General features: G+C 48.3%; 20 protein-coding genes and 1 tRNA gene. 16 read left to right on the forward strand and 5 right to left on the reverse strand.

The genetic code is table 11. The annotated features are described in order from the left end of the window. Positions 1-75: 75 nt before the first annotated feature. On the reverse strand, positions 76-855 hold the full coding sequence (gene budA, locus ACQ4MZ_RS06370) for an acetolactate decarboxylase (RefSeq protein WP_430843740.1): 780 nt from the start codon (positions 853-855) through the stop codon (positions 76-78). A 264-nt stretch (positions 856-1,119) separates the two neighbouring features. Here budA and ACQ4MZ_RS06375 point away from each other — a divergent pair, with 264 nt between their 5' ends. The 8 genes from ACQ4MZ_RS06375 (at position 1,120) to ACQ4MZ_RS06410 (ending at position 9,403) form a co-directional block, all read left to right on the forward strand. Beyond that, the gene (locus ACQ4MZ_RS06375) at positions 1,120-2,328 is read left to right on the forward strand and encodes a dipeptidase (protein WP_430843741.1); all 1,209 of its coding nucleotides are present in this window, start codon (positions 1,120-1,122) and stop codon (positions 2,326-2,328) included. Between the two features lie 127 nt (positions 2,329-2,455). Next, positions 2,456-4,462 (forward strand): 1,4-alpha-glucan branching protein GlgB, encoded by a 2,007-nt coding sequence (gene glgB, locus ACQ4MZ_RS06380; RefSeq protein ID WP_430843742.1) that lies wholly within the window; start codon positions 2,456-2,458, stop codon positions 4,460-4,462. A 131-nt stretch (positions 4,463-4,593) separates the two neighbouring features. Then, the gene (locus ACQ4MZ_RS06385) at positions 4,594-5,274 is read left to right on the forward strand and encodes a hypothetical protein (protein WP_430843743.1); all 681 of its coding nucleotides are present in this window, start codon (positions 4,594-4,596) and stop codon (positions 5,272-5,274) included. A 17-nt stretch (positions 5,275-5,291) separates the two neighbouring features. Then, the gene (locus ACQ4MZ_RS06390) at positions 5,292-5,963 is read left to right on the forward strand and encodes an NUDIX hydrolase (protein ID WP_430843744.1); all 672 of its coding nucleotides are present in this window, start codon (positions 5,292-5,294) and stop codon (positions 5,961-5,963) included. A gap of 99 nt (positions 5,964-6,062) precedes the next feature. Further along, positions 6,063-6,134, forward strand: a tRNA-Arg gene (locus tag ACQ4MZ_RS06395). Between the two features lie 260 nt (positions 6,135-6,394). Then, positions 6,395-7,660, forward strand: coding sequence for a site-specific integrase (locus ACQ4MZ_RS06400; protein ID WP_430843745.1), 1,266 nt, complete (start codon positions 6,395-6,397; stop codon positions 7,658-7,660). Between the two features lie 640 nt (positions 7,661-8,300). Beyond that, positions 8,301-8,567 carry a transposase gene (locus tag ACQ4MZ_RS06405; RefSeq protein WP_430843746.1) on the forward strand — a complete coding sequence of 89 codons (267 nt, stop codon included), beginning with the start codon at positions 8,301-8,303 and terminating at the stop codon, positions 8,565-8,567. Between the two features lie 23 nt (positions 8,568-8,590). Continuing rightward, positions 8,591-9,403, forward strand: coding sequence for an IS3 family transposase (locus tag ACQ4MZ_RS06410; protein ID WP_430843747.1), 813 nt, complete (start codon positions 8,591-8,593; stop codon positions 9,401-9,403). Between the two features lie 281 nt (positions 9,404-9,684). Here the strand turns inward: ACQ4MZ_RS06410 and ACQ4MZ_RS06415 are convergent, their stop codons facing one another. The 4 genes from ACQ4MZ_RS06415 to ACQ4MZ_RS06430 form a co-directional block, all read right to left on the reverse strand. Beyond that, positions 9,685-12,342 carry an ABC transporter permease gene (locus tag ACQ4MZ_RS06415; protein WP_430843748.1) on the reverse strand — a complete coding sequence of 886 codons (2,658 nt, stop codon included), beginning with the start codon at positions 12,340-12,342 and terminating at the stop codon, positions 9,685-9,687. Further along, positions 12,342-12,665: a PadR family transcriptional regulator gene (locus tag ACQ4MZ_RS06420; protein WP_430843749.1), complete on the reverse strand. Its 324-nt coding sequence runs from the start codon at positions 12,663-12,665 to the stop codon at positions 12,342-12,344. Before ACQ4MZ_RS06420 ends, ACQ4MZ_RS06415 begins: the two co-directional genes overlap by 1 nt. A gap of 977 nt (positions 12,666-13,642) precedes the next feature. Beyond that, positions 13,643-14,863 (reverse strand): DUF1501 domain-containing protein, encoded by a 1,221-nt coding sequence (locus ACQ4MZ_RS06425; RefSeq protein WP_430843750.1) that lies wholly within the window; start codon positions 14,861-14,863, stop codon positions 13,643-13,645. Positions 14,864-14,939: 76 nt separating this feature from the next. Beyond that, on the reverse strand, positions 14,940-16,379 hold the full coding sequence (locus ACQ4MZ_RS06430; protein ID WP_430843751.1) for a DUF1800 domain-containing protein: 1,440 nt from the start codon (positions 16,377-16,379) through the stop codon (positions 14,940-14,942). 313 nt (positions 16,380-16,692) lie between these two features. Between ACQ4MZ_RS06430 and ACQ4MZ_RS06435 the strand changes: the two genes are divergently transcribed. From ACQ4MZ_RS06435 to ACQ4MZ_RS06470, 8 genes are all read left to right on the forward strand, one after another. Continuing rightward, positions 16,693-17,700: a sensor histidine kinase gene (locus ACQ4MZ_RS06435; RefSeq protein ID WP_430843752.1), complete on the forward strand. Its 1,008-nt coding sequence runs from the start codon at positions 16,693-16,695 to the stop codon at positions 17,698-17,700. Further along, positions 17,697-18,485 carry a LytR/AlgR family response regulator transcription factor gene (locus tag ACQ4MZ_RS06440; protein WP_430843753.1) on the forward strand — a complete coding sequence of 263 codons (789 nt, stop codon included), beginning with the start codon at positions 17,697-17,699 and terminating at the stop codon, positions 18,483-18,485. The genes ACQ4MZ_RS06435 and ACQ4MZ_RS06440 overlap by 4 nt, the downstream gene beginning before the upstream one ends. Before the next feature lie 143 nt (positions 18,486-18,628). Next, positions 18,629-19,126, forward strand: coding sequence for a DUF6515 family protein (locus ACQ4MZ_RS06445; protein ID WP_430843754.1), 498 nt, complete (start codon positions 18,629-18,631; stop codon positions 19,124-19,126). Between the two features lie 55 nt (positions 19,127-19,181). Then, positions 19,182-21,506, forward strand: coding sequence for a TonB-dependent receptor (locus tag ACQ4MZ_RS06450; RefSeq protein ID WP_430843755.1), 2,325 nt, complete (start codon positions 19,182-19,184; stop codon positions 21,504-21,506). Between the two features lie 8 nt (positions 21,507-21,514). Beyond that, entirely contained in the window at positions 21,515-22,321 is an 807-nt protein-coding gene (locus ACQ4MZ_RS06455) for a DUF4249 domain-containing protein (RefSeq protein WP_430843756.1), read from the forward strand. 16 nt (positions 22,322-22,337) lie between these two features. Further along, positions 22,338-23,153 (forward strand): hypothetical protein, encoded by an 816-nt coding sequence (locus ACQ4MZ_RS06460; RefSeq protein ID WP_430843757.1) that lies wholly within the window; start codon positions 22,338-22,340, stop codon positions 23,151-23,153. Between the two features lie 136 nt (positions 23,154-23,289). Then, positions 23,290-23,667: a DUF2147 domain-containing protein gene (locus ACQ4MZ_RS06465; RefSeq protein ID WP_430843758.1), complete on the forward strand. Its 378-nt coding sequence runs from the start codon at positions 23,290-23,292 to the stop codon at positions 23,665-23,667. 93 nt (positions 23,668-23,760) lie between these two features. Beyond that, entirely contained in the window at positions 23,761-25,065 is a 1,305-nt protein-coding gene (locus ACQ4MZ_RS06470) for a TolC family protein (protein WP_430843759.1), read from the forward strand. Positions 25,066-25,067: the final 2 nt, after the last annotated feature.

The following is a 25,067-nucleotide window of genomic DNA, read 5'->3' on the forward strand; positions in this document are numbered from 1 at the left end:
AAATACGTACTAATCAAGGGCAAATATAAAAGCTGAGGGGCCAGACGGCAAGTCACAGACGGTAACTCCTCCGGCTTATTCGATCTTTTTTAGTTCGGCCCCACGGTCGGGTTGGAGGTTTACCTTGCCAAATTCCGCATTGGTATTGTTCTCGATCGTGAAACCCTTCGCCACATCAACTTCTATGGTAACTGCGTCGGCCGTAAAGTTGAAGATGTGCCCACCCGATTTACGATCATCCGCCAGATAATGCAAATGGAACCCGGGCACATTGGTACGGGCCAGGTAGGGCGGCAGCAGGAAGCCGGCGCATATTCCTTTGGTGTTGTTTAATTCAAATACAACCTGATTGTGCTTCAAATGCTCCGGTAAACTGGTATATGGCTTCACGGCCGGCTTCTCGGCCCGTGTGGTCATGGTTGGGAAAGTGGCCGAAATCCTCAATGCGTAAATGCCGTTGGGGTTCAGGATATGTTTGATTTGCTCCTGAACCTTTTCATAAGTAAGTCCGGGGCCATTCAACCGAAGCACGGTGTCAGCTTTGAAAAACTTGACAAATGCGGCAGAAGTGCTGTCCGAATCGGGGACTTCCTTCACCGAGCCGTCGTAGCTGATTTTATAAACGTGCCCTTTGTCAATCAGGAGCTCGCCATCGACCCGGTTGAAGGTGCCGACGCCGAAATCGCCTTTCTTTTTCAATTGTCCGATCGTCAGGTCGCCGTCAAAAACGCCGGCCATAAGTGCATCGATGATCGAATATTGGTACATAAAATCCTGGTCGGAAGCCGCGTTATGGCGTTTTTTTGCCGGTTGAGCGATGGTATTACTTCCCCAAATGCCCGGGAGTAGGGCCACTAGGAGGCATTTGAATACACTTTTATGGAATGGGGAAAGACGAACCATGTATGGAAGGGGTTTGGAAATGGTTACAAATGACGGCATACGGCCGAATCTTTGCAACGCGTGCTGCGACATTCTATTCAAAGGCATTTATAGCACCTGGCAGGGGATATTTTGGAGAATAGCAGGGAAAGCGGGGCGGAAGTTGATAATGCGGGAAAAAAAGATCAATTTAAAAACTGCTAATATTCCTTTACCAATCACCAATTAATCCTGAAAATGAAAAGGTTTTTACTCCTGCTACTCGTTCCCGCGCTCGCACATGCGCAACTCGCACCACCCGTGATGTCGGACAAAGCCAAGAAGATCCACGCCGCTGCATTGACTATCGACACCCACGCCGACGTACCTATTAATATGATGAAACCCGGCTTCGACGTGGCTGTGGAGCATGATTTTGAAAAAGACCGGTCGCAAATCGATTTCCCGCGGATGATCCGGGGCGGGATGGACGGGATGTTTTTTGCCGTGTATCTCGGACAGGGCAAGCGCACCGAAGAAGCCAATGCCGAAGCCAAAAAAAAGGCACTGGAAATTTTTGACAAAATCCACGAGGCAGTAAAAGCCAATCCGCAAACCGCCGGGCTCGCAACCACTTCCAAAGATGCCTATCGACTTCAAAAAGAAGGCAAACGCGCCGTTTTTATTGGGATGGAAAATGGCTGGCCGGTAGGCAAGGACCTGACCAACCTGAAACTCTACTACGACCTCGGCCTGCGCTACATTACACTCTCGCATTCGCTGAACAACGACATTTGTGACTCGTCGACCGACGGCGACGGCCCGGAATACAACGGACTGAGCGCATTTGGAGAGCAGGTGGTGAAGGAAATGAACCGCCTCGGCATTATGGTTGATATTTCACACGTTTCGGATTCCACTTTTTACGATGTGATCAAACTGACGAAGGCTCCGGTGATCGCCTCGCATTCGTCGTGCCGCGCATTGTGCGATGTACCGCGCAATATGACCGACGATATGATTAAAACGCTTGCCAAAAATGGTGGCGTGATCCAGATCAATTTTGTGCCCGGTTTTGTGAAGAAACCCTCGGAGCCGCACGAGATGTCGCTGAAAGCATTACGCCTCAAAATCCGCCAGACCGACCTCTCGGATGCCGACAAGAAAGCATTGCGTGAAGAAATGAAGGCCATTAATGAGAAGTATAAGTCAGATATGCCCACGGTACAGGATGCGGTGAACCATATCGAGCACGTGATCAAACTCACGAGTGTGGACCACGTGGGGATCGGTATGGATATGGACGGCGGCGGGGAGGTGATTGGCTTGCAGGACGTGAGCCAGATCGGGGCCATCACTGAGGAACTGGTCAAAAGAGGCTATTCGGCGAAGGATATCGAAAAAATATGGGGCGGCAACATTATGCGCGTTCTGGATCAGGTAGAAAAGGCCGCAGGCAATATCTGATTTGCCTTCCAGTGGCGCTCCTGGCGGGACAGAGGGGACAAAAAATATATACATTTTAATAAATAGTTTAATAAAATTGTAAATCTTACGTCCTCGAACAGATTACACATTAATTGAAGAATTACAAATGGCTAAGTCAACCGGAAAGAAAAAAACAAACGCAACCGTCGACCCTGCCGAGGATGCCGGCACTCCCGTGGCGGCCCAGTCGGTGAATGCGGTGGAAACCATTAGCCGTTTTTCAGACTTCGATATACACCTGTTCCGTCAGGGTAAGCATTACAAGCTTTACGAGAAGCTGGGTTCGCATGTGATGGAGGTCAATGGGGTGGTAGGGACGTATTTCGCAGTGTGGGCGCCCAATGCGACCTACCTGTCGGTAATCGGAAATTTCAACGGCTGGAACCACGGCAGCCATTCGCTGGCACCGCGCTGGGATAGCTCCGGTATCTGGGAGGGCTGGATTCCGAACGTCGGGGTAGGAGAAGTTTACAAATACTACATTATCTCGCAGAATGGACAGCACCTCGAGAAGTCGGACCCGTTTGCGCTCTGGTGCGAAGTAGCACCGCGCACGGCTTCCATTGTATGGGATACCTGGTACGAATGGAATGACGCCGAATGGATGAAGGTCCGCAAGGAGAAAAACAAGCTGAATGCACCTATTTCGGTGTATGAAGTGCATTTGGGCTCCTGGCAGCGCGACCCGTCCAATCCCGAAAGGCATTTGACCTACAAGGAAATCGCAGCAAGCCTCGTGCCTTACGTGAAGGAAATGGGCTTCACCCATGTGGAGCTGATGCCGATTATGGAGCACCCCTACGCACCGTCGTGGGGATACCAGATCACCGGCTATTTCTCGTGCTCATCACGGATGGGCACACCGCAGGAACTGATGTTCCTTATCGACCAGTTGCACCAGGCGGGCATTGGCGTGTATATGGACTGGGTGCCTTCACACTTCCCGGGCGATGCCCACGGGCTTTTCCGGTTCGACGGCACGGCATTATACGAGCATGAAGATCCGCGGAAAGGTTACCATCCCGACTGGAAAAGCTATATTTTCAACTACGGAAGAAACGAAGTAAGGTCATTTTTGATCAGTAATGCCATTTTCTGGCTCGACCGTTACCATTCCGACGGCTTGCGCGTGGATGCGGTGGCATCGATGCTCTACCTCGATTACTCCCGTAAGCACGGCGAATGGATTCCCAACGAATTCGGTGGCCGCGAGAACCTGGAAGCGATCTCATTACTGCGGGAAATGAATGTGGCCGTTTACACCGAGTTTCCGGATATTCAGACTATCGCCGAGGAGTCGACCGCGTTCCCGGGCGTATCCCGCCCTGTGTTCGTAGGCGGGCTGGGCTTTGGGATGAAATGGATGATGGGCTGGATGAACGATACCCTCAAGTATTTCGAGAAAGACCCTGCGTTCCGCAAATGGCACCAGGACCAGCTTACGTTCAGCCTGGTGTACGCATTTTCCGAGAATTTCATGCTGCCATTCTCACATGATGAGGTGGTTTACGGGAAGAAATCACTCGTTAACAAAATGCCGGGTGACGAATGGCAGCGGTTCGCGAACCTGCGCCTGATGTTCACGTATATGTACACGCACCCGGGCACGAAGCTGATGTTTATGGGCGGCGAATTCGGGCAGACGTCCGAATGGAACTTCCAGCAAAGTCTCGACTGGCATTTGTTGGAATACGCACCGCATAAAGGCATCCGGGAATGCGTGATAGCGCTTAATAAGCTGTACAAAGAGGAGCCGGCATTGTTCGACTATTCATTCTCGCACGACGGCTTCGAGTGGATCGATACCCAGGACCGCGAAAATTCCGTACTCGTTTATGCCCGCAAATCGACCGACCCGACGCGTAACCTGATCATCGCGCTGAACCTGACGCCGGTCCCGCGGAAAGGTTACCGCGTAGGCGTGGCTTCGGACGGAAGCTGGCAAGAGATATTCAACTCGGATGCAGCGCAGTTCGGCGGCAGCGGAATCATTAATTACGAATCTGTGACCGCGGAGAGCCACCAATGGCATGGGAAAGCTCATTCGCTGATCCTCGATCTCCCTCCGTTGGGCGCGGTCGTACTTAGGAAGGAGCCCAAAAAGCGGAAATAGTTGGACAGAGGAGCAACGGTAAAGTCGCGAATCTGTGTCTACCGTTTACTTAATTCGTAGATGATCTTGAGGCAGAGGCTGGGGTCTCTGCCTTATTTTTTTACCTTTGCCGTTCAAAACATCACGATCAAATGAAAAGCATTCGATTCATAGTACTTTTTGTTTTTTTAGGTTTATCAGAAGCTTTTTCTCAGGATATATCCCGCGTTACCTCCGGCATCGACGTCGGCTTGGGCTACCAGGACAAGGTTTGGGTGCCTTCCGCTACCTACCATCAGGAATTGAGCCTGACTAATTTTCCCTGGTTCAGGATAGGCTGGGGTGTGCGGGGCTGGGGGTATTACGCCGGCCGTACAGACATGCTGCCTAAGGCCAGCGCGCTCAATGCCGATACGCTCAAGTTCGGAAAAATCACCGCCAACGGCGCCAGCTTTCTGGTTGGGGCCAATTTCAGGTTGTGGAAATTTGATATCGGTGCCAATACCGATCTTTTTGGCATCGCATTCGGGTTAAAACGCAATGCATTGTACGAAGGTGGTGGCCTTTATGGAGAAGGCGGTGCACATTATAACTCTTACATTAAAAGTGCTCCTGCTACCCTGAATGCCCTCCCGCTTTTCATGGATAAACAAAACGGGCAGTCGGAAGCATATGTCCGCTTTTGGATCACCGATCAGATCGGGGTGAAAGTAGCTTACGTGCATGGACGCGTCACGTACGCATCGCCCGATAAGCTGATCAACGGCCAGACGCGCTATTCGACCACTTACGGTGTGCCTTACGTGGCGTTATCGTTCCCTTTATACAACTAATATTCGCGCACTAGCTTATGGCAGAGAATCTGACGGATTCGCATAAATACAATCTCTGGAAGAACCGCCTGATCGGGAATGGGCTTGATATCCACCGGATCGACGAGCTTTATACCCGTCGCAATGGTCACGGCGAAGTGTTGTTCTCGCTCCTCTACACCGACGCGACAACGCCGGAAGGTAATAAAATACCGCCCATTTGCTTCCTGAAAGGCGAAGTCGTAAGCGTGCTCGTATGTTTTATTGATGTAGTGACCAGAGAAAAATACCTGCTCCTCGTACAGCAGCGTCGTATTTGCGACGGCTCAATGACCTACGAACACCCCGCCGGCATGCTCGACAGCGAGAGCGACGCAGCCTCCGTAGCCGCCCGCGAAGTTTTCGAGGAAACCGGCATCGTTGTGGAAAAATCGCAGCTGATCAGCGTCAACAGCGAGCCATTTTACCCTTCCACTGGTACCAGCGACGAAGCGATGTACATGTTCTACTGCGAACTGGAACTCACTTCTGAGGCCATCCAGTCGTATCACGACAACGTGCAGGGCCTGCTTTCCGATCATGAGTACATCAAGACGTTCGTCATCCCCTTCGAAGAGGGCCATAGGCTGATTACGAATGTAAACGGCGTATTGCTCGATTATCTTTACCTGAAAAGCGTGGGAGACTGGGAGTTGCTGAAAAAGTTATGATTTCTGCGGGATAAATTTGAAAACAAATTGGGCGCGAATTGCTCGAAATTCAAAATAGAAGCTATATTTGCACCCCGTTAGCGGTACAAAGCTAACCTTGCACCCGTAGTTCAATGGATAGAATTATGGTTTCCGGTACCATCGATAGGGGTTCGAATCCCTTCGGGTGCACTAGATTGGACATCAAAAATCATCAAAGCCCTGCAAATCAGCCATTTGCGGGGTTTTGTTTTTGTACGTATATGGCCAAAACGTGCAAATATTCTCAAAACTCTGGTGAGCAAATCGAGAGCAAATTGCCATTTTTGGGTAAATTTTAGAAGTGCTCACCAGAAAGCTCGTAAGTGGTTTATTTTCAGCCTGTTCAAGAGATGAACATCTTGATTTTTTCGAAGCGATAGACCTATTTTAATCACTAAAAAAGGTTTGTTATGTTAGTTAAATCATTCACATTATTGTTCTATCTGAAAAGAAGAGCCAACTATCAGGCAGGCGAACTGCCGATCTACATGCGCATAACGGTTGATGGCGACCGGTTTGAAATGGCAATTAAACGCCAATGTGAGCCTGAACGTTGGAATGCAGCCGCGGGCCGAAAGCAAGGAAACAAAGAGGATGTAAGACAATTAAATGCCTATCTTGATTCAATCCAAGCAAAGGTTTATCAGGCTCAAGAATCAATCTCGAACTTGGGTAAGCAGGTGACCGCTGCAAGAATAAAGGACAGGCTTTTGGGAATTCAGGAGCGGCCCAATACCATTTGTGAAATTTTCAGGGAACACAACGAGCAAATGCGGGAGCTCGTCGGAAAGGACTTTGTAAAAACTACCTACAACAGATATGTAACGGCGCTCAAAAATTTGGAAGAATTTCTTCGCTACAAATACAATGCATCAGATATCAGGCTTGACGAACTTGATTATGATTTCATTTCGAATTATGCGTTTTACCTAAAAGCGAAACGCAATATATCACATAATGTGACAATGAAATATTTGGTGTATTTCAAGAAGATAGTTCTAATCTGCGTCAAAAAGGGATGGTTACTCAGAGACCCGTTCATTGAATTCAGCTTAGCCAGGCGTGACGCGGATCGTTTCCCGCTAGATGAGGACGAACTGATTGTAATTGAAGAGCGGGACTTTCGCAATGAGAGACTTACAATAGTTCGGGATATTTTTCTTTTCTGCTGTTACACGGGGTTATCTTATGCCGACGTCAAGAATCTATCAAATGCACATATTTCCAGCGGGTTTGACGGGAGAAGATGGATAACTATCAAGCGTCAAAAGACAGATGTTCCGTCCCGGATTCCGCTTTTACCCGTACCAGAAGCGATTCTCAATAAATATTTGGGGCACGTCAAGTGTCAAAACGATCGCCTACTCCCAATTCTAAGTAACCAAAAAATGAACGCCTATCTAAAAGAGATTGGCGATGTTTGTGGGATAAATAAGGAGATTACCTTTCACCTCGCCCGCCATACCTTTGCGACCACAGTCACGCTAGCTAACGATGTTGCTATTGAAAGCGTCTCGAAAATGCTGGGGCATAAGAACATTAAGACCACCCAGCACTACGCCAAAATCGTTGACAAGAAAATTAGTGTCGACATGATCTCGCTGACGGAAAAATTGAACGTTAAGAGGCGAGACCGAGATTTGGTTGCTAAGCCTCAGGACAAGAATAAGGATTGACCAAGATTTATTGATATTTTTTGAGCCGCGCAGATTCAAGATTCTGGCGGCTCATCAATATTTGGACTTGAAATTCATCCGTAGTTCGAGACGGAAAGAGGATATAAGAAATAGCTTGTTTGATTCCACCTGATTTCTATCAAAAATTGGTGGCTAGAATTGAGCGGTGGCGTCGAATGGATGGGATTCGTCTCGGGGTAGAGTCAATTGCCTGTCATTTTAGCTGCGTGGGCCAGATTGGTCGGGTTGTGATAATCCACCAAGATTAGACATTCGCCCGCCCGCATCCGGCCGCTGTGACATGCAAGTTAATTAGAAATTATTTGCTTTCAGATCCGAATATTGACGAGGTAGTCTTCAACCAAAGGCAGCCGAAACGGAGTCTGCCGTCTACGCAGGTCAGCAAAATAAATATGTTGAAAGGGATGAGTACCAACTGTACCTGCCTCTTTCTACATTTTTATACGCTATGGATACATTGGTCGCTTTTTCGAGATGTTCGATTATACGGTCGTTAAAACGTAATTTACTCGACAATTTAGGAATGTAGTTTCTGTGCCCATGACACACGTTATGTAAGCTTCCCCGCATTTAGGACAGTGTAGGATTAGACTCGAAAAGAGCTAATTTCAACTGTCGCATGAAAAAGAAAAACTACTCCGAGACCCAAATCGTGGCTATTCTCAAGCAGTATGAGGGTGGCCGTGAAGCAATGGATGTTTGCCGTGAATACGGCATTTCAAAAGCGACGCTGTTTAACTGGCGTAAAAAGTATAGCGGAATGGAAGCTGCTCAATTGAAGGAGTTAAAGGCTCTCCAGGATGAAAATCGACGATTGAAGCAGATGTTTGCCGAGCTGAGCCTGGACTATAAACTCGCCAAGGACATTATCGAAAAAAAGCTGTAGAGCCTTGTCGGCAAAGGGAACTCGTGGAGTGGGCTGTTGAAGAAAAAGTGTCCGTTGGCAGGGCTTGCCGGGTAATTGGGATACATCGTTCCAAGTGGTATTATCGAAGCAGAAAAGATGATAAGCTGGTAATTGAAAAATTACGGGCATATGCCGAAATCTACCCGACAAGGGGCTTTGATGATTACTATGGAAAGCTTCGTAATGAAGGTTTTGCTTGGAATCGAAAGAGGGTCTTACGGGTATATCGGCTGCTAAATTTGAAACACCGCCGTCGTCACAAACGCCGTTTACCAGCTCGGGTCAAGCAACCTCTGCAAGTCCTTAGCCACCCAAATAAAAGCTGGAGTATGGATTTTGTATCGGATGCCCTTGTGAGTAAACGTAAAATCCGCGTGCTGACAATTATCGATGATTGTAGCCGGGAAGTGCTGGCGGCGCATGCCGATTTTTCTCTTGCTGCTCAGCAGGTAGTTGATGTTCTGGAATTAATTGCTTTGAACAGACCATATCCAGAACAGATCCGGGTTGACAACGGACCAGAGTTCCTGGCTGACAAATTCAGGCAATGGTGTGAGAACAAAGGCATCGCGATCCATTACATTCAGCCCGGGAAACCGATGCAAAATGGTTACGTTGAAAGGCTAAACCGCACCTATCGGGAAGACGTGTTAGATGCCTATTTGTTTGAATCGCTTGAACAAGCGGCCGCCGCTGCGGTTCGTATTTTATCGGACGAATGGATGGATAATTACAATCGGCTACACCCGCATCAAGCCCTTGCCGGGATGGCACCAGCCGTATTCGCGAAGACAATGGAAAACAAAAAAGTCTAATATCTCATTGTCCTATTTAAGGTAAGGCTACACCAATGTCATCTCCGCGGCCTGGTGTCCCTGTCGAATATTAGGTTCTTTCTAAATCCCTGTGAACCTTGTATCTAGCCATTTCGTAGCATATCAGCATACGCATTAGGTAAGGGACTGCCTTCCACCGCTTTTGCGGCCCTTTCTATATCGTATGTAAAGCGAATAAATTCCACTTTTTGCTGAAAATTTACAAAGTGATTCGCCGAACTCTTTTACAGAGCTGGGCCGTTAAGTATTGCTTTGACAACTTACTCGGACCTCAATGCGTTTACGGGATTGATCAGTGCAGCTTTAACCGACTGATATCCAACTGTTACAATCGCAATCAAAAACGTTATACCGAGCGCAGCGATGAAGGTTGTCAGGTTTAGCTCGATATGGTATTGGAAATCGGCCAGGTATTTATCCACAAGCCACCATCCGATCGGAGCAGCAATAACGAAGGCGATCACGAGCAAGTGGATGAATTGTCTGCCGAAAAGCCAGACGATACTTCCCACTCCCGCGCCCAACGTCTTGCGGACCCCTATTTCTTTTTTCTTTTGGGCAACTATGAAGGAAATCAGGCCATACAGACCGAGGGAACTAATGAAGATTGCGATGCCGGCAAAGAGCCACATGAGTTGCAGAATGAGCTGATCAAGTTCATAAAAGCGTTGCAGGTGCTTGTCCAGAAACTGGTAGGAATAAATGTAATCCGGATTGGTTTCATTCCATGATTTCTGAATGAAGGCGAGCGTTGCGGCCAGGTTCTGGTTACTTACTTTCAAGGCACATTGCGAATTGTCCGCAGCGCGGGTTGTCAGGCAAACCGGGTCAATTTTTTCACGGAATGACTTGCTATGAAAGTCCTTCATCACACCGACGATGATCCCGTTTCGACCATTAATATTCACATTTTTGCCGATTACTTCCTGCGGCGATTTCACGCCGAGCTTTTCAACCGCAGTTTCGTTCAGAAGATATTCCTTGGTAGTGTCGGAAGGAACCAGGTTTCGGCCCGCCACCAGTTTTAGACCGAACATAGAGAGGTATTCAGGGTCACCGGTTTTGTAGAAAATGGTAAATTTTTCGTTCTCGGGTCTGCCAGCATACCTGATACCAGTGTCGAAATTGTTTTCAGGCGATGCTGGCGGAGCGCTCAAAAAAGCAACTTTCTCCACCCCCGGCAATTGCGAAAACCGCGCCCGCATGGCGCTCTGCTTAGTTGCGTTTGTCTCCGGCACAGACAGTAACACGATAGCGTCTTTTTTGAAACCCATGTCTGCCTCGGTGTTGAACCGCATTTGGCCGGTGATGACGATTGTGCCGATCAGAAGGGTCTGCGAAATGGCAAACTGAGCGATGACCAAGCCCTTGCGAATGGAAAAGCCTCCAATTTGGCTCTGCGTGAGCCTCCCTTTCAATGCCGTGATTGGCTGAAATCCGGCCAATACCAGTCCGGGGTATGAACCTGAAATGAAGGTAACAACCACGAGCAGACAGGCAGCAAAAATAGGCTGATTGATGTCTTTCGGCCAATCGAGTGTGACGCGGGTTGATAGCATCTCATTCATAAATGGCAACGTGAGATATGATAACCCGATGGCGAAAATGAAGGCAATGAGGGTAATGAGCCCCGTTTCAACGATAAATTGCCAGAAAAGCTGCCCCTTCATGCTGCCCATCACTTTCCGCACGCCGATTTCTTTGCTGCGCCCCAACGCCTGGGCGGTGGCCAGATTGATGAAGTTAACGCAGGCCGTGATCACCAGGAAAAGACCAATAAGGGAAAGCGCAAAGAGCTGGCTTTTAGCAATCGCGCCGCCAAATTCCAGGTTCATGTGAATGTCGGAAAGTGGTTGCAAATGAAATTGGAAAGTTTTTGCATCCTTCGCATCGTAGTATTTGGTAGAAATACTGGCCATAGCTTCTTCTGCCTTCGAAGCATCCGTGCCGGGTTTGAATAATACATATGCCTGGGTGGCGCTCAAAATACCGCCCCAGGTGTTGAGCCAGGGAGTTGTTTGTTTGATGCTGGGGTAAGAGAGATATATTTCCTGGCGGATATCGGTATTTTCGGGCAAGTTTTTGAGAATGCCTGTGATGGTAAAATCGGTTTTGTTGTCCAGGCGGAAGCTCTTTCCAATCGCCTGATCGTTTTTGAAGTATTTTTCGGCCAGGCGCTCGGTAATCACAGCGGTATTGGGTTGCGAGAGCGCATCTTCCCGGTTTCCGGCGAGGAAAGGGAAATCTAGGATATGGAAAAAGTCGGGTTCGACATAGGCTACCCCGTCATCGAATTTGGGATTATCCCGGCGGGAGGGAAATGAAATGTTCCCACCGAAGCTGATGAGCATCGACACTTTTTCAACAAACGGATAATCGTCCCGCATCGCGGCACCGATGGGTTGTGGCACACTGCCATATTTGCTGACTGTTTCATTATGCAACTCGGAAGTAATCCGGTAAACACGGTCAGCATTTGCGTGGAACTTGTCGAATCCGAGGTGGTAATTGACCAGCGAAAAGATCAATATCCCGCAACTCAGGCCCAGCGCCAGTCCAAGAACATTAATGAGCGTATAAGATTTATAGCGAACAATTGTTCGCCGTGCGACGGTAAGATAGTTTTTGATCATGGCTGTACTTAATGGTTTGGGCGAATAGTAATGCACTTTCTTCTTCGTTTTTAGCCGCGAGGTTAACAGACCTGCAATGCGTCTTTTCAGATAGTATGGTTTCGCGAATTTGACCGCTTCTAATAAGTATGTTTTTCTGGCGGCCGCCTCGCCTGCGCGGTTTACGTCGAGTTCGAATTGCTCTTGCATGTCGCCTTCCAGTTCTTCAAACAATTCCGGTGGACAAAGCAGCCTAAATAATCTATGAGCAAAACGCGGAGGGGTGGCTTGTCTTTGCTTTTTCATCACTGTGCCGGGTTTACGATTGCATACCAGAATTGGTTTCGTATCTCCTGGATTTCGGTCAGCATGTTTCGCCCTGCCGTAGTAATCATGAAAAGCCGCTTTTTTCGTCCTCCCCGGCTTAATGTGGCGCCGCCCATTTGGGAGGTGACAAAACCTTTTTCTTCGAGCCTGTACAATGCAATATGCACAGCGCTGAGGCTGATGGTGCGGTTGGTGCGTTGGCGAAGCTCTTCGGCTATGCTCACGCCATATGCTCCGGCGCCAAGCACGATAACGGTGAGCAGGACCAATTCTTCAAATTCACCTAAATAGGATCTTCCCATATTAAAATAATTTTCTTAACATTTGTTAAACAAATAATGTACCAATAAAGTCGATCTCATATAAGGTATTGATAATGAATCAGATGGGTGGTTTCTTTATGTTCGGGATGTCCGAAATCGAACGACTAGTCGCGCGACCGGACGAATTGCAGTACGCAACAGCAGACGCAAGAGTTGGCAGGGTAAATTCTCAAATCTTCTTCCAAACCGCTGGAAATTGAACCAATATCCTGGTCTACACCTCGAAGAAACCAAGGGGGGACAACCGGCTGCTTACATTGCTCTTGGCCGATTGCCCGCGCTAGTCATAGCCTAAATGCCGTTCAGCTCACCTTCGACATCTTCTCGATGTCCCGCTTCTGTAACTACTCAAAGGGAACGAATAAGCACCTCGCTGCTCTTAAACTGTTGGCATGGTCCATTTTTTAGGTGCTTGTTTGAATGCCAAACGGAACAGACTTTAATGAAAGCACGAATGAGACATATTCTCTTTTGATGGCAATAAAAAGACTCCACACCGCCGCTCAATTCTCACCCTGGCATCCTCAGAAAAGAACGAGGCCCATTTCACGTATAACCGCAACGAACTCCAATATGAGAGATGATTTGAGTCCATCACGAATTATGAGACCGCTTGAACCGGAGTCTTCAGCGTTAAAACTCGACGCCAACCTTCGCAAATCTTCCAGCAAATGGTTAGACTTTTAGGTCAGCACCTTCAATTTCCGCTTTTTAGGATCTCGATTCTCTTTCGGCCGCTTTCAAGCAGTCGCTCAATTGGTTTTTATCATCTAGGCTTCAATCAGCTTGTCCCTTGGATTGAATGTAGGATAATAATTAAGCAAAGAACTAGTGCTATGGTTAACCAGATCAGCGCGTTACAAGTGCATTCAGTTTCTTCTCGACTGCTACGCCTGTTGGGATTGGCCGAAGGGTGCTCGAAGAGCACTGTTAAACTGCCAAGGAAGACTTCCTAGTTACAGCAGGCTGAGTTTTGGAAACTTCTTTCCGAGAATAGCTACATCGTCTGTTGCAAGCCAATCTTCTAGCAGCGTCGCATAAATACTCCGGAAATCAATGGTGAACTTTAAGTCGCCCATATCCAGATTGTGCAGATCAGGTGCTTGATCGTAAACACGCTGGCTTCGAGTCCCGTTGAGACCTCCTCCGATCAGTATAACATTGTTGGCCGTGCCATGGTCAGTTCCATTGCTCGCATTCTGCTTTACCCTGCGCCCAAATTCAGAGAAAGTCATGACTAACACATCGTTTTGCCGGTTGGTCGATTTCATATCATCCATGAATGCTTTGACTGCCTCGGCATACTGCCGTAAAAGTCTTTCCTGCTGACCCATTTGGTTTACGTGTGTATCGAAGCCGGAAATGGAAACATAATACACCCTTGTCCGGGTGTCAGACTGGATTAGTTCGGAAACAGTCTTCAACCGTTTACCCAGCTCGTGCGCAGGGTAAACACCTATGGTTCGATGCACCGATTTTGCCGCTTGATCGTAAACATAGGCTGCGGAGGATACCGTCTCGGCCAGCGTTTTATAAAGGTAACCTGTGTTACTGTGCGTTTCGGGGTAGCTGAGGTCTGCCAACTCTTTGATCATCCCGTCGCGGGTTTGGTTATAAAGCTTTTTGGGGTTGAGCAAGGCAAGTCCATTGACCATATTTCCTTTCATGCTCAAACTAAGCGTATCGTCGACTTCTATCGCCCGGTGCTGCGCACAGCCTCCGGGCCTCGAACAGGTAGCATCCAGGTAACGCCCTAGCCAGCCTGTATTCAGATATTGGTCGGAACCGCTTGCCGTTTGCCAGATATCCATGGACCGGAAATGGGACCTGTCCGGATTGGGATATCCTACATTGTTGATCACCTTTACCAGCCCATCGTCATATAACGCTTTCAGCGGTTCCAGCGCGGGATTAAACCCGATTTCGTCGTTCAATGCCAATACTTTTTCACGCGCGATGGCCAGAGTGGGTCTTTCGCGGTAATAAATGTCGTTTCGAAAGGGTACAACCGTATTGAGCCCGTCGTTGCCTCCCGATAGCTGCACCATAACCAATATTTTGTTGCCCGTAGGATCTACGTTCATTTGGCCCATTTCATAAGCCTTAAGAAATGACGGGATCATCATAGTCCCGGCGGTGGTTAAGGCCGATTGCTTCAAAAATTCCCGTCGTTTCATAATCATCAGTTTTTTGAGAAACAATTATACAATTGAACGCTATTTTATATACGCAATCATTCTTAATTAATGACTACTAACAAAGTTGGTACTCAGGCAAAGCCATGAGTGCCGCAGTCAAGTCTCTGATTGGTTCACCTCGCACGCTGCCAGCGGCTGTTTGAAGAATCACCGCACGCTGCGTTTTTCCAAGCGGCTGCTGAATCAGATAAGCCGCCAAAGCGTCAGCCAACTGGCCGGAACTAACCCCCGAAAAAGACTTTTCAAACGCGTCCCAGTCGATCTTCACCTGCATCAAATCACTTCCGCGCCTGGCGAGCAGTTGGGTATTCACGTCACCGTCCTGCTTGGGCTGCATCGTCACCGGTTGTGACCTCAGCAGCAGATCGGGCAATTTCATCCGGAATAAAAGGCTTGAAGAATCGATCCAGTTTCTTCCTCCGGGCCAACCGGCCACATTAGGCGGATAAAGCAAAACTTGCCCTAAGGTGCGTTGGATGAATATCAACGATTGCTTTTGCTGGAAAACAAGTCCCAGCGAATGCTGCATACCTGCAATCAATTCGACGGGTGATTTAATGCGGTTACCCCTCACGGAAGTTTCATAAAACCAGTCAGCCGTCAGAATGTCTTCCAGAAGCCCGGCAATGTCATAACCGCTTTTATAAAATTTTTCGGCAAGGCCTTGGATCCGCGTCTGGGCTTCCGGGTTGTCCGTCTGTTCGCTAACCAGAAATTGATATATTTTGCCTGCAACGAAACGGGCCGTCTGCTTTTTTTCGAGCAGTAGTCTGATGACATCCTCTCCCTTAAAATGACCGGTTTGACCAAAGATCGTTTTCAATCCATCGTCATGCTGATTTTGCCGAAAGGTAAATTCTCCCCTCAGATTATACCCCCAACCGGTAAACGCCCGGGCGGCGTCCTTGATATCCGCTTCTGTATAACTCCCGGAGGCCCTCCCTAATGTGAACAACTCCATCACCTCCCGGGCAAAGTTTTCATTGGGTGCGCCCTTCCGGTTTTGCTGATTGTTGAGGAATTGAAGCATTGCCGGCTCTTTTGAAACTGCCATCAGCAGATCCGCAAAATTGCTCAGGGCATGCGTACGGATCGTATTCAGGTAACGCTGGACGGCGGCTGGATTGAGCACCCGGCAAGCGAAATGCCCATGCCAGAACAAAGCCATTTTCTCACGAAGAATATTCTTGCCGGAAGCCATTCTCTCGATCCAAAGCACATTCAGGTCGCGTATAAGTCCCGCATTTTCCTTGATCCGCATTTTGATCGCATCACGATCGGGCTTACCATTCGCAGCCAGTTTTTTAAGCGTTTTATTGTTTTCAAATTGGTCAACATCCACAACTACGAGCGGCTGAAAGTCAGATTGCGTTAACATCTCTTTCACCAACGTTTTGACGGGCCGGCCCTCTTTCAGTAGCTGCTCAGGGGTAGCCCCGAACCCCGCACGCCAGTACAGGTGCTGTAGTCGTTCCGATTTGCTGATATTTTCCATGGCAATGATTTACATAGGGTTAAACGATTTACGCGGAGGTGCTTATGCGCAATGTATGCAAGCCAGTAGGCCAGAATCCGGTTCTATGACTTCGAAGGCGACACAAGGTTTAATTCGTTACCCTCGTCTTTAAATTTTACTGCACAATATGCCGGGTGATCTTCCTCTCCCAAGGCCAGTCAGGTTGCTTTTTAGGCGCGGTCTAGTAGGCCGGTTAAGAACCACAGTGGCCGTTTGAAGTTCAATTTTGTCCTTTTCATATTTATCGGCGTTCAGTGGGTGTCTAATTTTCAATTCCTTTGATTTATTTTAGATGATGAAAAAATTCAATCTTTGGCCAGGGCTTATCATTTCGGTATTCATCGCTTTGATCGTTTTGATATCGAGTGCGATACGATTAGACCAGGTGGAAAAGAGCGACATTGTACTAAGGAATGCCGGCATCACATTTCTGATAGCTATTTCCTGCTGGATCACTAACCAGTACATACTGAGTGCCACCTGGATCAGGGGAAAGGCGTTAAAAACGGGCCTCGCCCTTACAGCCTGTGCGTTAGTTGCTATTGTTATTCTTTATCCTTTGCGGGAAATGCAGACAGAGAGCTTCCCGATGATGAACCTCAACGGCCTTCCTCAGGACCGGAAACTGATGATGATGGCATTCAGGGGACTCATGGTAGGCGGACTTGAATATTTTGTTTCCTTCTATCTGCAACTGGTCACAGACAGTCAGAATTCCAGAATCGAGAACCAACGGCTCAAACAGGAAAATCTGGAAGCCCGGCTCGGTCTGCTCAAACAACAGGTAAATCCTCATTTTCTGTTTAATTCGCTGAGCACACTCAGAACGATTGCCGCAGATGCTCCGACCAAACAATACGTAATGCAACTCGCCAATGTATACCGTTATCTGCTTCGCAACGAGCAGGAACACCTGACCTCACTGGAAAGGGAACTGGAATTTGCCCGGTCTTACATTTACATTTTGCAGGAACGCTTTGAACGCGCCCTTTGTGTGGACATCGAAATCCTGGAAACCAGTCTGAACCATAGAATACCGCCCTATTGCTTACAGATCCTGGTAGAAAATGCGGTAAAGCATAACATTGTATCTGTGGAAGCGCCCCTCAGTATCCGTATTTATATTGAATCGGAAATGCTTTGCGTAGAAAACAACGTTCTACCGAGAATGTCTGTGGAAGTAAGTACGGGAAAAGGTCTGAATAACATTAAAGAACGTTACCAGCTGCTTTCCAACCAGGAGATTGAAATTATTCGTAACAGCGCCTGTTTTGTCGTCAAGTTGCCCCTACTGAAATGAGAGTATTGATTATTGAAGATGAAATCAAAACCGGAAGGGAGCTCAAAGCTCAGCTGGAAATGCTTGATGACAGCATTGAAATAGTAGCTATCCTACCTTCTATAAAGAGTGCCTCGAAATGGTTTTCGGAAAACAGCGCACCTGACCTGATATTTTCCGACATCCAGCTGGCGGATGGCCTGAGTTTCGAAATCTTTAAACAGATCAAACCCAGCGCACCGGTCATCTTTTGTACGGCTTACGACACCTATGCAATCCGTGCTTTCGAAACGAACAGTGTTGACTATCTGCTCAAACCCATTGACGAAAGAAAACTGGAAGCCAGTCTGAGGAAATATCAACACATGAGGGCTGTATTTGGTGGCCAGCCGGACGATGGCGGATATGAGCAGACGCTGACGAAGAAAATGGAATTAATGCTTCAAAAGCTAGGTCCGGGTTCTTATAAATCGACCCTTCTGATTCACTACCAGGATAAGATCGTCCCGCTGAAAATAGCGGAGGTTGCCTGCTTCCACTTCGAAAATGGCCTGGTGAGCGCCCATTCATTCTCAGGTCAGAAATATGTACTGAGCCACACCCTTGACGAGCTGGAAACCCTGGTCGATGGTACCCTGTTTTTCCGGGCCAACAGGCAGTTTATCGTTAACCGCAACGGCGTGGTTAACGCGGAACATTACTTTACAAGACGCCTTGTTGTAAGACTAGCCATTCCGACTTCCGAGCCGGTGATTGTGTCCAAAGTCAAGTCTTCAGAATTTTTGCGCTGGCTGGAAGTCCATTGATCCTGGCCTGTTCAGCTGCATTTTTGTCCCTTTCATTCCGATTGTCCCGAAGTGTCCTTGTGCACGGTTTTAATTTTGAAAAGAAATCAACGCATTATCAGTCCATTGGTTTTCAGTCATTTCAAAATTAAAAATAACATTCCATGAAAACGCTCAAAGGGCTTTTGGTTATGACCATGATGACGCTCTCATTGCATGCAAATGCCCAATCCTCAGTTACAATGATCCGGCGGCCGCCACGTGAATCGAAGATCGTCGTGCACGCCGGTGTTCGGTACCACTATCACAGCGGCGTTTATTATAAACCGTATGGTCGCGGGTATGTAGTGGTCAGGCCGCCTGTCGGCCTTCGCGTAGCTGTCCTGCCCGTTGGTTACGCCAGCGTTACAATCGGCAGAATGCCCTATTTCTATGCCGGTGGCGTATATTATGTACAGTATTCGCCGGGCCTGTACGAGGTAGTAGAACCTCCCAAGGAATTGGCGGTAAACAGTACGTCCCAACTATCCTCCCTGCCTGAAGGCGCACAAAGTGTTTACATCGCAGGCCGGAAATATTACAAAATCAACGATACCTACTACGAAAAATCCGTTTCCGAAAATGGGAGTGAAAGCTACGTGGTTGTCGGCAAAGTGGAGTAGCTGTTACAAAGTGTTGACTAACAGGTATTTCTCGCGCTAAACATCATTTCAATTTATGATCCGATTGATCAAGCTGACGCTCTGCCTGCTCCTTCTGGCGGCAGGGAGTTCATTGGCACAACAAAAACAAGCTACCCTTGCCGGCACTGTAAAGGATGCGGCTAGCGGCGAAACGCTGATCGGCGCTACGGTGAGGGTAAAGCAATTACCTGCCACCGGAACTGTAACCAACGAATACGGTTTTTACTCGCTAAGTCTTCCGCTCGGCAGCTACACTTTGATTTACTCGCTGGTTGGTTTCAGCGAAAAGGCGTTTGAAATATCGCTCGATAGAGACGAGAATCTGGAAATTGCTTTATCGGACCAGGCCACCACCCTGAATGAGGTGGTCATTACGGCCGACAAAAATGACAAGGTGTCCAGCACGCAGATGGGCGCAGAAAAATTGAATATCAAGGAGATAAGTACTGTTCCCGTCCTGTTTGGAGAACGGGACCCGCTGAAAGTTTTGCAATTATTACCGGGGATCAAGCCGTCGGGGGATGGCGGGAGCGGCTTTTATGTACGCGGCGGAGCCACCGATCAGAACCTGATCCTACTTGACGAAGCACCAGTTTACAATGCGTCTCACCTGCTTGGTTTTTTCTCCACGTTTAACGCCGATGCCATCAAAGACATGACTGTTTACAAAGGGGGAATGCCCGCCCAGTACGGCGGCAGGCTTTCCTCGGTGCTGGATATCAAAATGAACGAAGGGAACAACCAGGACTATGAGGTGAGTGGCGGGGTTGGGCTTATTTCGGCTAAGCTGAATGTGGAGGGACCCATTCAAAAAGACAAATCCTCGTTCCTATTTTCCGCCAGGCGAACATATGCGGATGCATTTCTAAAGGCTTCGAGCGAGTACAGGGATTATCGTCTCTATTTCTATGACCTGAATGCCAAACTCAATTTCAGTCTTGGCGAAAAAGACCGCCTATACGTTTCGGGCTACTTTGGAAAGGACGATATGGGCATGGGCGAAACCTTCGGGTTGCAATGGGGAAATGCAACGGCTACTGTGCGCTGGAACCACATCTTCGACAGTAAACTGTTTTCGAATACTTCCTTGATTTTCAGTAGCTACGATTACAATGTCTCCATTCAGAATGGTGGAAACCAGTTCGATATCTTTTCGCAAATCCGCGATTACAACCTCAAACAGGAATTCCAGTGGTTTCCCAACAACAAAAATACGGTCCGGTTCGGGGTGAATGCAATTCGCCATACCATCACGCCGGGTGAGGTCACGCCCACCGGTTCATCGAGTATTAATGCTTCGGAACTACAAAAGCGGTTTTCCTGGGAGAATACTGCGTTTGCGTCGAACAACTGGCAGGTCTCTTCCAGACTGAACCTAACCTATGGGCTCAGGCTCACGGCATTCAGCGCCGTTGGCGAGGGTGATTATTATACCGTGACCCCGGCTGGGGCGGTAATCGACACCCTTCACTACGACAAGGGCCAGATCGCCAAAACATACCTGAACCTGGAACCGAGGCTGTCTGCCAGTTATCAACTAAACGAGCTCGCTTCGGTGAAGGCGTCTTACGTGCGGAACGTGCAGAACCTGCACCTGATATCTAATTCCACCGCTTCCAACTCGACAGATAAGTGGATCGCGAGCAACAACAACATCAAACCGGAAATATCCGACCAGGTCTCACTAGGTTATTACAAAAACCTTGCCGAGAACCGGTACGAGCTTAGTACGGAGATTTATTATAAAACCATGGAAAATCAGATCGACTACCGCAACGGGGCCAATATATTCAGCAATTTCGATGCGATTGAAACCCAGCTGCTGTTCGGCAAGGGGCGCGCTTACGGGTCCGAATGGCAGCTCAAAAAGAAATCGGGCAAACTGACCGGCTGGATCAGCTACACATTGTCCAAAACGGAACGAAAAATAGATGGTATCAACGACAACCTTTGGTACAACGCCCGTCAGGACCGTACGCATGATGTTGCCCTGGTAGGTATTTACCAGCTGAACAACAAATGGACGCTATCTGCTAACTGGGTCTACTACACCGGGAACGCCATCACTTTTCCGGCCGGCAAATACAAGGTGGATGGGCAGACAGCCTACTATTATACCGAACGAAACGGTTACCGGATGCCAGATTATCACCGGCTTGATCTGGGTGCAACGATGAAACTACGCGACCGCAAACAGCTGAAACAGGAACTGGCATTCGGCCTCTATAATGCTTATGGAAGGGAAAACACGTACACGATCGAATTCCGCGACAGCGAGTCGGTCCCTGGCAGAACGGAGGCAGTCCAAACGGCACTTTTTAAATTCATACCATCGATCAGCTACAATTTCAAATTTTAACCGAAGAAATGTCAACCAGAAAATATACAGCCGCGTTACTGCTGCTCACATGCTGTCTTTTTTCCTGTGAAAAGGTGATCGATGTTGAACTGAACCCGGCGGATCAGCAGTATGTGATTGAAGGACAGATCACCAATCAAAAGAAAGGTGCACTGGTAGTGATTTCCCAAACGACGGATTTTGAGAACCCTGGTATCTACCCAGGCGTTTCCGGCGCGATCGTCACTATTTCAGACTCACAGGGAAACGTCTATCCATTAAAAGAAACGCAGCAGGGATTTTATCAGGACTCCCTTTTGCTGGGAAAGCCCGGAATGACCTATCGCCTGCATGTGACCCTAAACGGAAGCGAATATACGGCAACTTCGGTCATGCCTGATGGGGTAAAAATGGATTCATTATTTGTTAAACCGGACGGCTCCAACCTTTCAAACAGGGTGCGCTATCTTGCTAATGTCATTTACACGGACCCAGCGAGCAAAATCAACTTTTACCGTTTTGTTCAATTTAAAAACGGGGTTAAGGAAAAAACGATTTTTATCCGTAATGACGAGCGGACGGATGGTAATCAGGTGACCGCGCCCCTCCGTTACCCGGCAGACGATGATAATGACATACTGCCTGGCGACAAGATCAACGTGGAAATGCAGTGTATCAATCAGGCGGGGTATCAGTACTGGTACAGTCTCGACCGCGGTGCGCTGGGCGACGGGAGCGCAGCGTCCCCGGCCAATCCGGTCAGCAATATGCAAGGCGGCGCTTTGGGATATTTTAGCGCGCACACCAGTGAGACACGGGAAGTAACGGCACCTTAAACAAATGTTTTCCCGCATGAAAAACAAAGCGCTGATCTATGCTGCCTGGTCTTACTTGCGCTTAGGTTACCTGCTTTATTTCGTCAATTCGGTTGCAATGGCCCAAACCGGCGACAAGAAGATCCATGGAAAAGATGCTGCGATCCTGACCGTCTCCTTAAAAAGTCAGTTTCCGATTCAGCAAGCCATTGGCCTTGAAGTGATGATGAAACCGAAACTTTCTGGCTACCTGGGCTTTGGGCAATTTTCCCGGTTTTACACGACTGTTGCATTAAATGCGCTACCGAATAGAAAAGTGGAACAGCAGATGCGGCGACAGTTCATCAAGGACAATCTCAGAGATGGCACAGTCTTTGAAACCGGCCTTACTTATCATTTTCCCAGGCGAGGGAGGTTTTATGCGGGATTGAATTTTCAGAACCGGAAGTTTACGCTGCCGTCTACAACACAGCAGTTAGTTGAAAACTATGACTTCCTCGATGATCAGGGCCGAAAAGACAAAATACTGGACCTGGTAGATAAAAATGCCCGGCTTAGTGAATTTTATGAAACCACCCGGATCATTTCCAAAGTCACGTTGCAAGGATTGGGTATTACACTTGGTAGACGCTTTGGTTTCAGCAAAATACCACGTTTTGGATTTCATACCGAGTTGTCGGCCCAATGGAATATAGGTAGTCGTACGGCGATCGAATCCAGCTCGCCCATTGGCAACGTGCTAATTAAACAGTTCGCAGAACCGATATTGCAGGAAAGAACCAAGGAAAGTTTTAGCTCTTTCTTTTTGCCATCGCTGACCCTGAGGGTGAGTTATGCCCTGGTCACAAGGTAGACTAGTGGCACCTCCCCATACCATCCCGGTAGCCATTTGGTCCCTTTTAACCGGCAATGTGTCCGCTTCACTTCATTTTGGTAAAAGGGGGATCAGGCTAGATGTTTATTTTAAAAATCAAACAAACAAAACAGCAATGAGTTTATTCCGCAAATCGACACACTTAATAGCGGGCGTTCTTATTTTTTGGCGTAGTGTCGGCTACGGCCAGGCCGAGATTACCGGAAAATGGCTCAGCCAGGACGGCGACCGCAAAATGGAAATCTATGAAATTAATGGAAGTTATTCGGGAAAGATTATCTGGCTGAAAAGCAACACCGGCAAGGTGAGGGTGGGAGATATCGTAATGAAAAACATCATTTACAAAAACGACCATTGGGAAGGAAGCGCGTATATACCTGCACGTGACCGGTACCTCCCGGTCAGCATTTCCATGCCTGGCGACGACGAACTCGAAATGACCGGAAAAGTCGGTATGATAAGCCGCACGAAGCGATGGAAAAGATGTAAGTGATCTTGAATTGAGCGGTTTTCAGATCCAGGTCTACTGGTATATTTCGTTGCCACAAAGGCTAAGCGGTTGTTGAAGATGATAAACTTAAAATTAATGCTCCTGTTATTCCTTCTTTGTTCCGCCGGTTTTCCTGGTAGGGCACAGGTCAGGTTTAGCTCGCTCGAAGACGTCTTCCGCTTTGCGGATCAGAACGCGGTGAGCATACAAAGCGCAAGGAACCAGGAACTGATTGCAGCCTCAAGAAACAGGGGGGCGAAAGGGGCTTTGCTTCCCGTTGTGAATGCTTCGGCCGGGTTTAATGATAACCTTACACTTCAGCCCACGCTCGTTCCGGCCAGCCTGTTCAATCCCGTGGCTCCCGAAGGGACCTTTAATGAGTATACTTTCGGCAGGCGGTACCTGTACAGCACGGGCGTGCAAGCAAGCTGGGATGTGCTCAATTTCCAAAAATGGTTCGATTTGAAAACCACGATGGCGACGCAAAAGCTTAGCGAGGCCAATACTCGCAATGCCAGGTTTCAGCTATATGATCAGCTTGCGCAGACCTATTACTCCATCTTGCTTACCGAAAGGTATATCGGGATAGCGAGGGGCAATGTCGCGGCCTCGGACAGCATTTACCGCATTGCTAGGGACAAATACGAAGCCAACATATTTACGGTGGAAAACCTTAATCGCAGTGAAATCCAGCACATTCAAGCCGTCCAGCAGGCAGGAGACCTTTCGGCGTCGTTGGCGCAGCTGTACAATCAGTTTCAATCCCAATTGAATACCTCCGAGCAGATTATACTCTCCGGCGGTCTGTCTGCGCCGCAGCCCATCGGCAAAGAAGAAGAAGAAAGGGCCAACCTTATTCATCCGCTTGTGCAGGTCCACAAGGCGCAGCTGCAACTGAATGAGCGGCAGCTCGCACAAAGCAGGTCGATGCCATATCCCTCCCTTTCTGTGGGTTACCAATACAACCGCAGCTGGGCCACCGATAAAATGTTTAATTTGTCTTCGGCCAATAGCTTACCCCAGCAATTCTGGGGTGTCAAGCTCACTATACCCGTTTTCAACGGCCTGTCTGCCAGGGAAATAATCACCCAGGCGCAAATACAGCTCCATCAGCAGCAACAGGTATTAGACAATCAGGCCCGCGTGGCCCAAAAGGAAGATGAGAACTTGCAAATCCAGTACAGGCAGAGCATGGAAGACTTAAAACGGCAGGAGGTGATCATGGGGCTACAAAGCAGCAGCGACAGCCACACCAACGACCGTTATGAGAGCGGGATCATCGGTCTGGATGAAAGGCTTGGGAAATTCCAGGACCTGTTGGCCGTGCAAAACCAGTACATGCAAAGCCTTAGCAACTACTACATCAGTTATTACAAGCGCTATCTGCGGATACACCTATAACA

It is taken from the genome of Dyadobacter sp. BHUBP1, from assembly GCF_050587785.1.
Taxonomy (GTDB): Bacteria; Bacteroidota; Bacteroidia; order Cytophagales; family Spirosomataceae; genus Dyadobacter.

What these genes read in the sequence shown, in the direction of transcription:
- ACQ4MZ_RS06375 (WP_430843741.1), top strand. Translation starts at nt 1,120, where the DNA reads ATGAAAAGGTTTTTACTCCTGCTACTCGTTCCCGCGCTCGCACATGCG.
- glgB (WP_430843742.1), top strand. Translation starts at nt 2,456, where the DNA reads ATGGCTAAGTCAACCGGAAAGAAAAAAACAAACGCAACCGTCGACCCT.
- ACQ4MZ_RS06385 (WP_430843743.1), top strand. Translation starts at nt 4,594, where the DNA reads ATGAAAAGCATTCGATTCATAGTACTTTTTGTTTTTTTAGGTTTATCA.
- ACQ4MZ_RS06390 (WP_430843744.1), top strand. Translation starts at nt 5,292, where the DNA reads ATGGCAGAGAATCTGACGGATTCGCATAAATACAATCTCTGGAAGAAC.
- ACQ4MZ_RS06400 (WP_430843745.1), top strand. Translation starts at nt 6,395, where the DNA reads ATGTTAGTTAAATCATTCACATTATTGTTCTATCTGAAAAGAAGAGCC.
- ACQ4MZ_RS06405 (WP_430843746.1), top strand. Translation starts at nt 8,301, where the DNA reads ATGAAAAAGAAAAACTACTCCGAGACCCAAATCGTGGCTATTCTCAAG.
- ACQ4MZ_RS06415 (WP_430843748.1), bottom strand. Translation starts at nt 12,342, where the DNA reads ATGAAAAAGCAAAGACAAGCCACCCCTCCGCGTTTTGCTCATAGATTA.
- ACQ4MZ_RS06420 (WP_430843749.1), bottom strand. Translation starts at nt 12,665, where the DNA reads ATGGGAAGATCCTATTTAGGTGAATTTGAAGAATTGGTCCTGCTCACC.
- ACQ4MZ_RS06425 (WP_430843750.1), bottom strand. Translation starts at nt 14,863, where the DNA reads ATGAAACGACGGGAATTTTTGAAGCAATCGGCCTTAACCACCGCCGGG.
- ACQ4MZ_RS06430 (WP_430843751.1), bottom strand. Translation starts at nt 16,379, where the DNA reads ATGGAAAATATCAGCAAATCGGAACGACTACAGCACCTGTACTGGCGT.
- ACQ4MZ_RS06435 (WP_430843752.1), top strand. Translation starts at nt 16,693, where the DNA reads ATGATGAAAAAATTCAATCTTTGGCCAGGGCTTATCATTTCGGTATTC.
- ACQ4MZ_RS06440 (WP_430843753.1), top strand. Translation starts at nt 17,697, where the DNA reads ATGAGAGTATTGATTATTGAAGATGAAATCAAAACCGGAAGGGAGCTC.
- ACQ4MZ_RS06445 (WP_430843754.1), top strand. Translation starts at nt 18,629, where the DNA reads ATGAAAACGCTCAAAGGGCTTTTGGTTATGACCATGATGACGCTCTCA.
- ACQ4MZ_RS06450 (WP_430843755.1), top strand. Translation starts at nt 19,182, where the DNA reads ATGATCCGATTGATCAAGCTGACGCTCTGCCTGCTCCTTCTGGCGGCA.
- ACQ4MZ_RS06455 (WP_430843756.1), top strand. Translation starts at nt 21,515, where the DNA reads ATGTCAACCAGAAAATATACAGCCGCGTTACTGCTGCTCACATGCTGT.
- ACQ4MZ_RS06460 (WP_430843757.1), top strand. Translation starts at nt 22,338, where the DNA reads ATGAAAAACAAAGCGCTGATCTATGCTGCCTGGTCTTACTTGCGCTTA.
- ACQ4MZ_RS06465 (WP_430843758.1), top strand. Translation starts at nt 23,290, where the DNA reads ATGAGTTTATTCCGCAAATCGACACACTTAATAGCGGGCGTTCTTATT.
- ACQ4MZ_RS06470 (WP_430843759.1), top strand. Translation starts at nt 23,761, where the DNA reads ATGCTCCTGTTATTCCTTCTTTGTTCCGCCGGTTTTCCTGGTAGGGCA.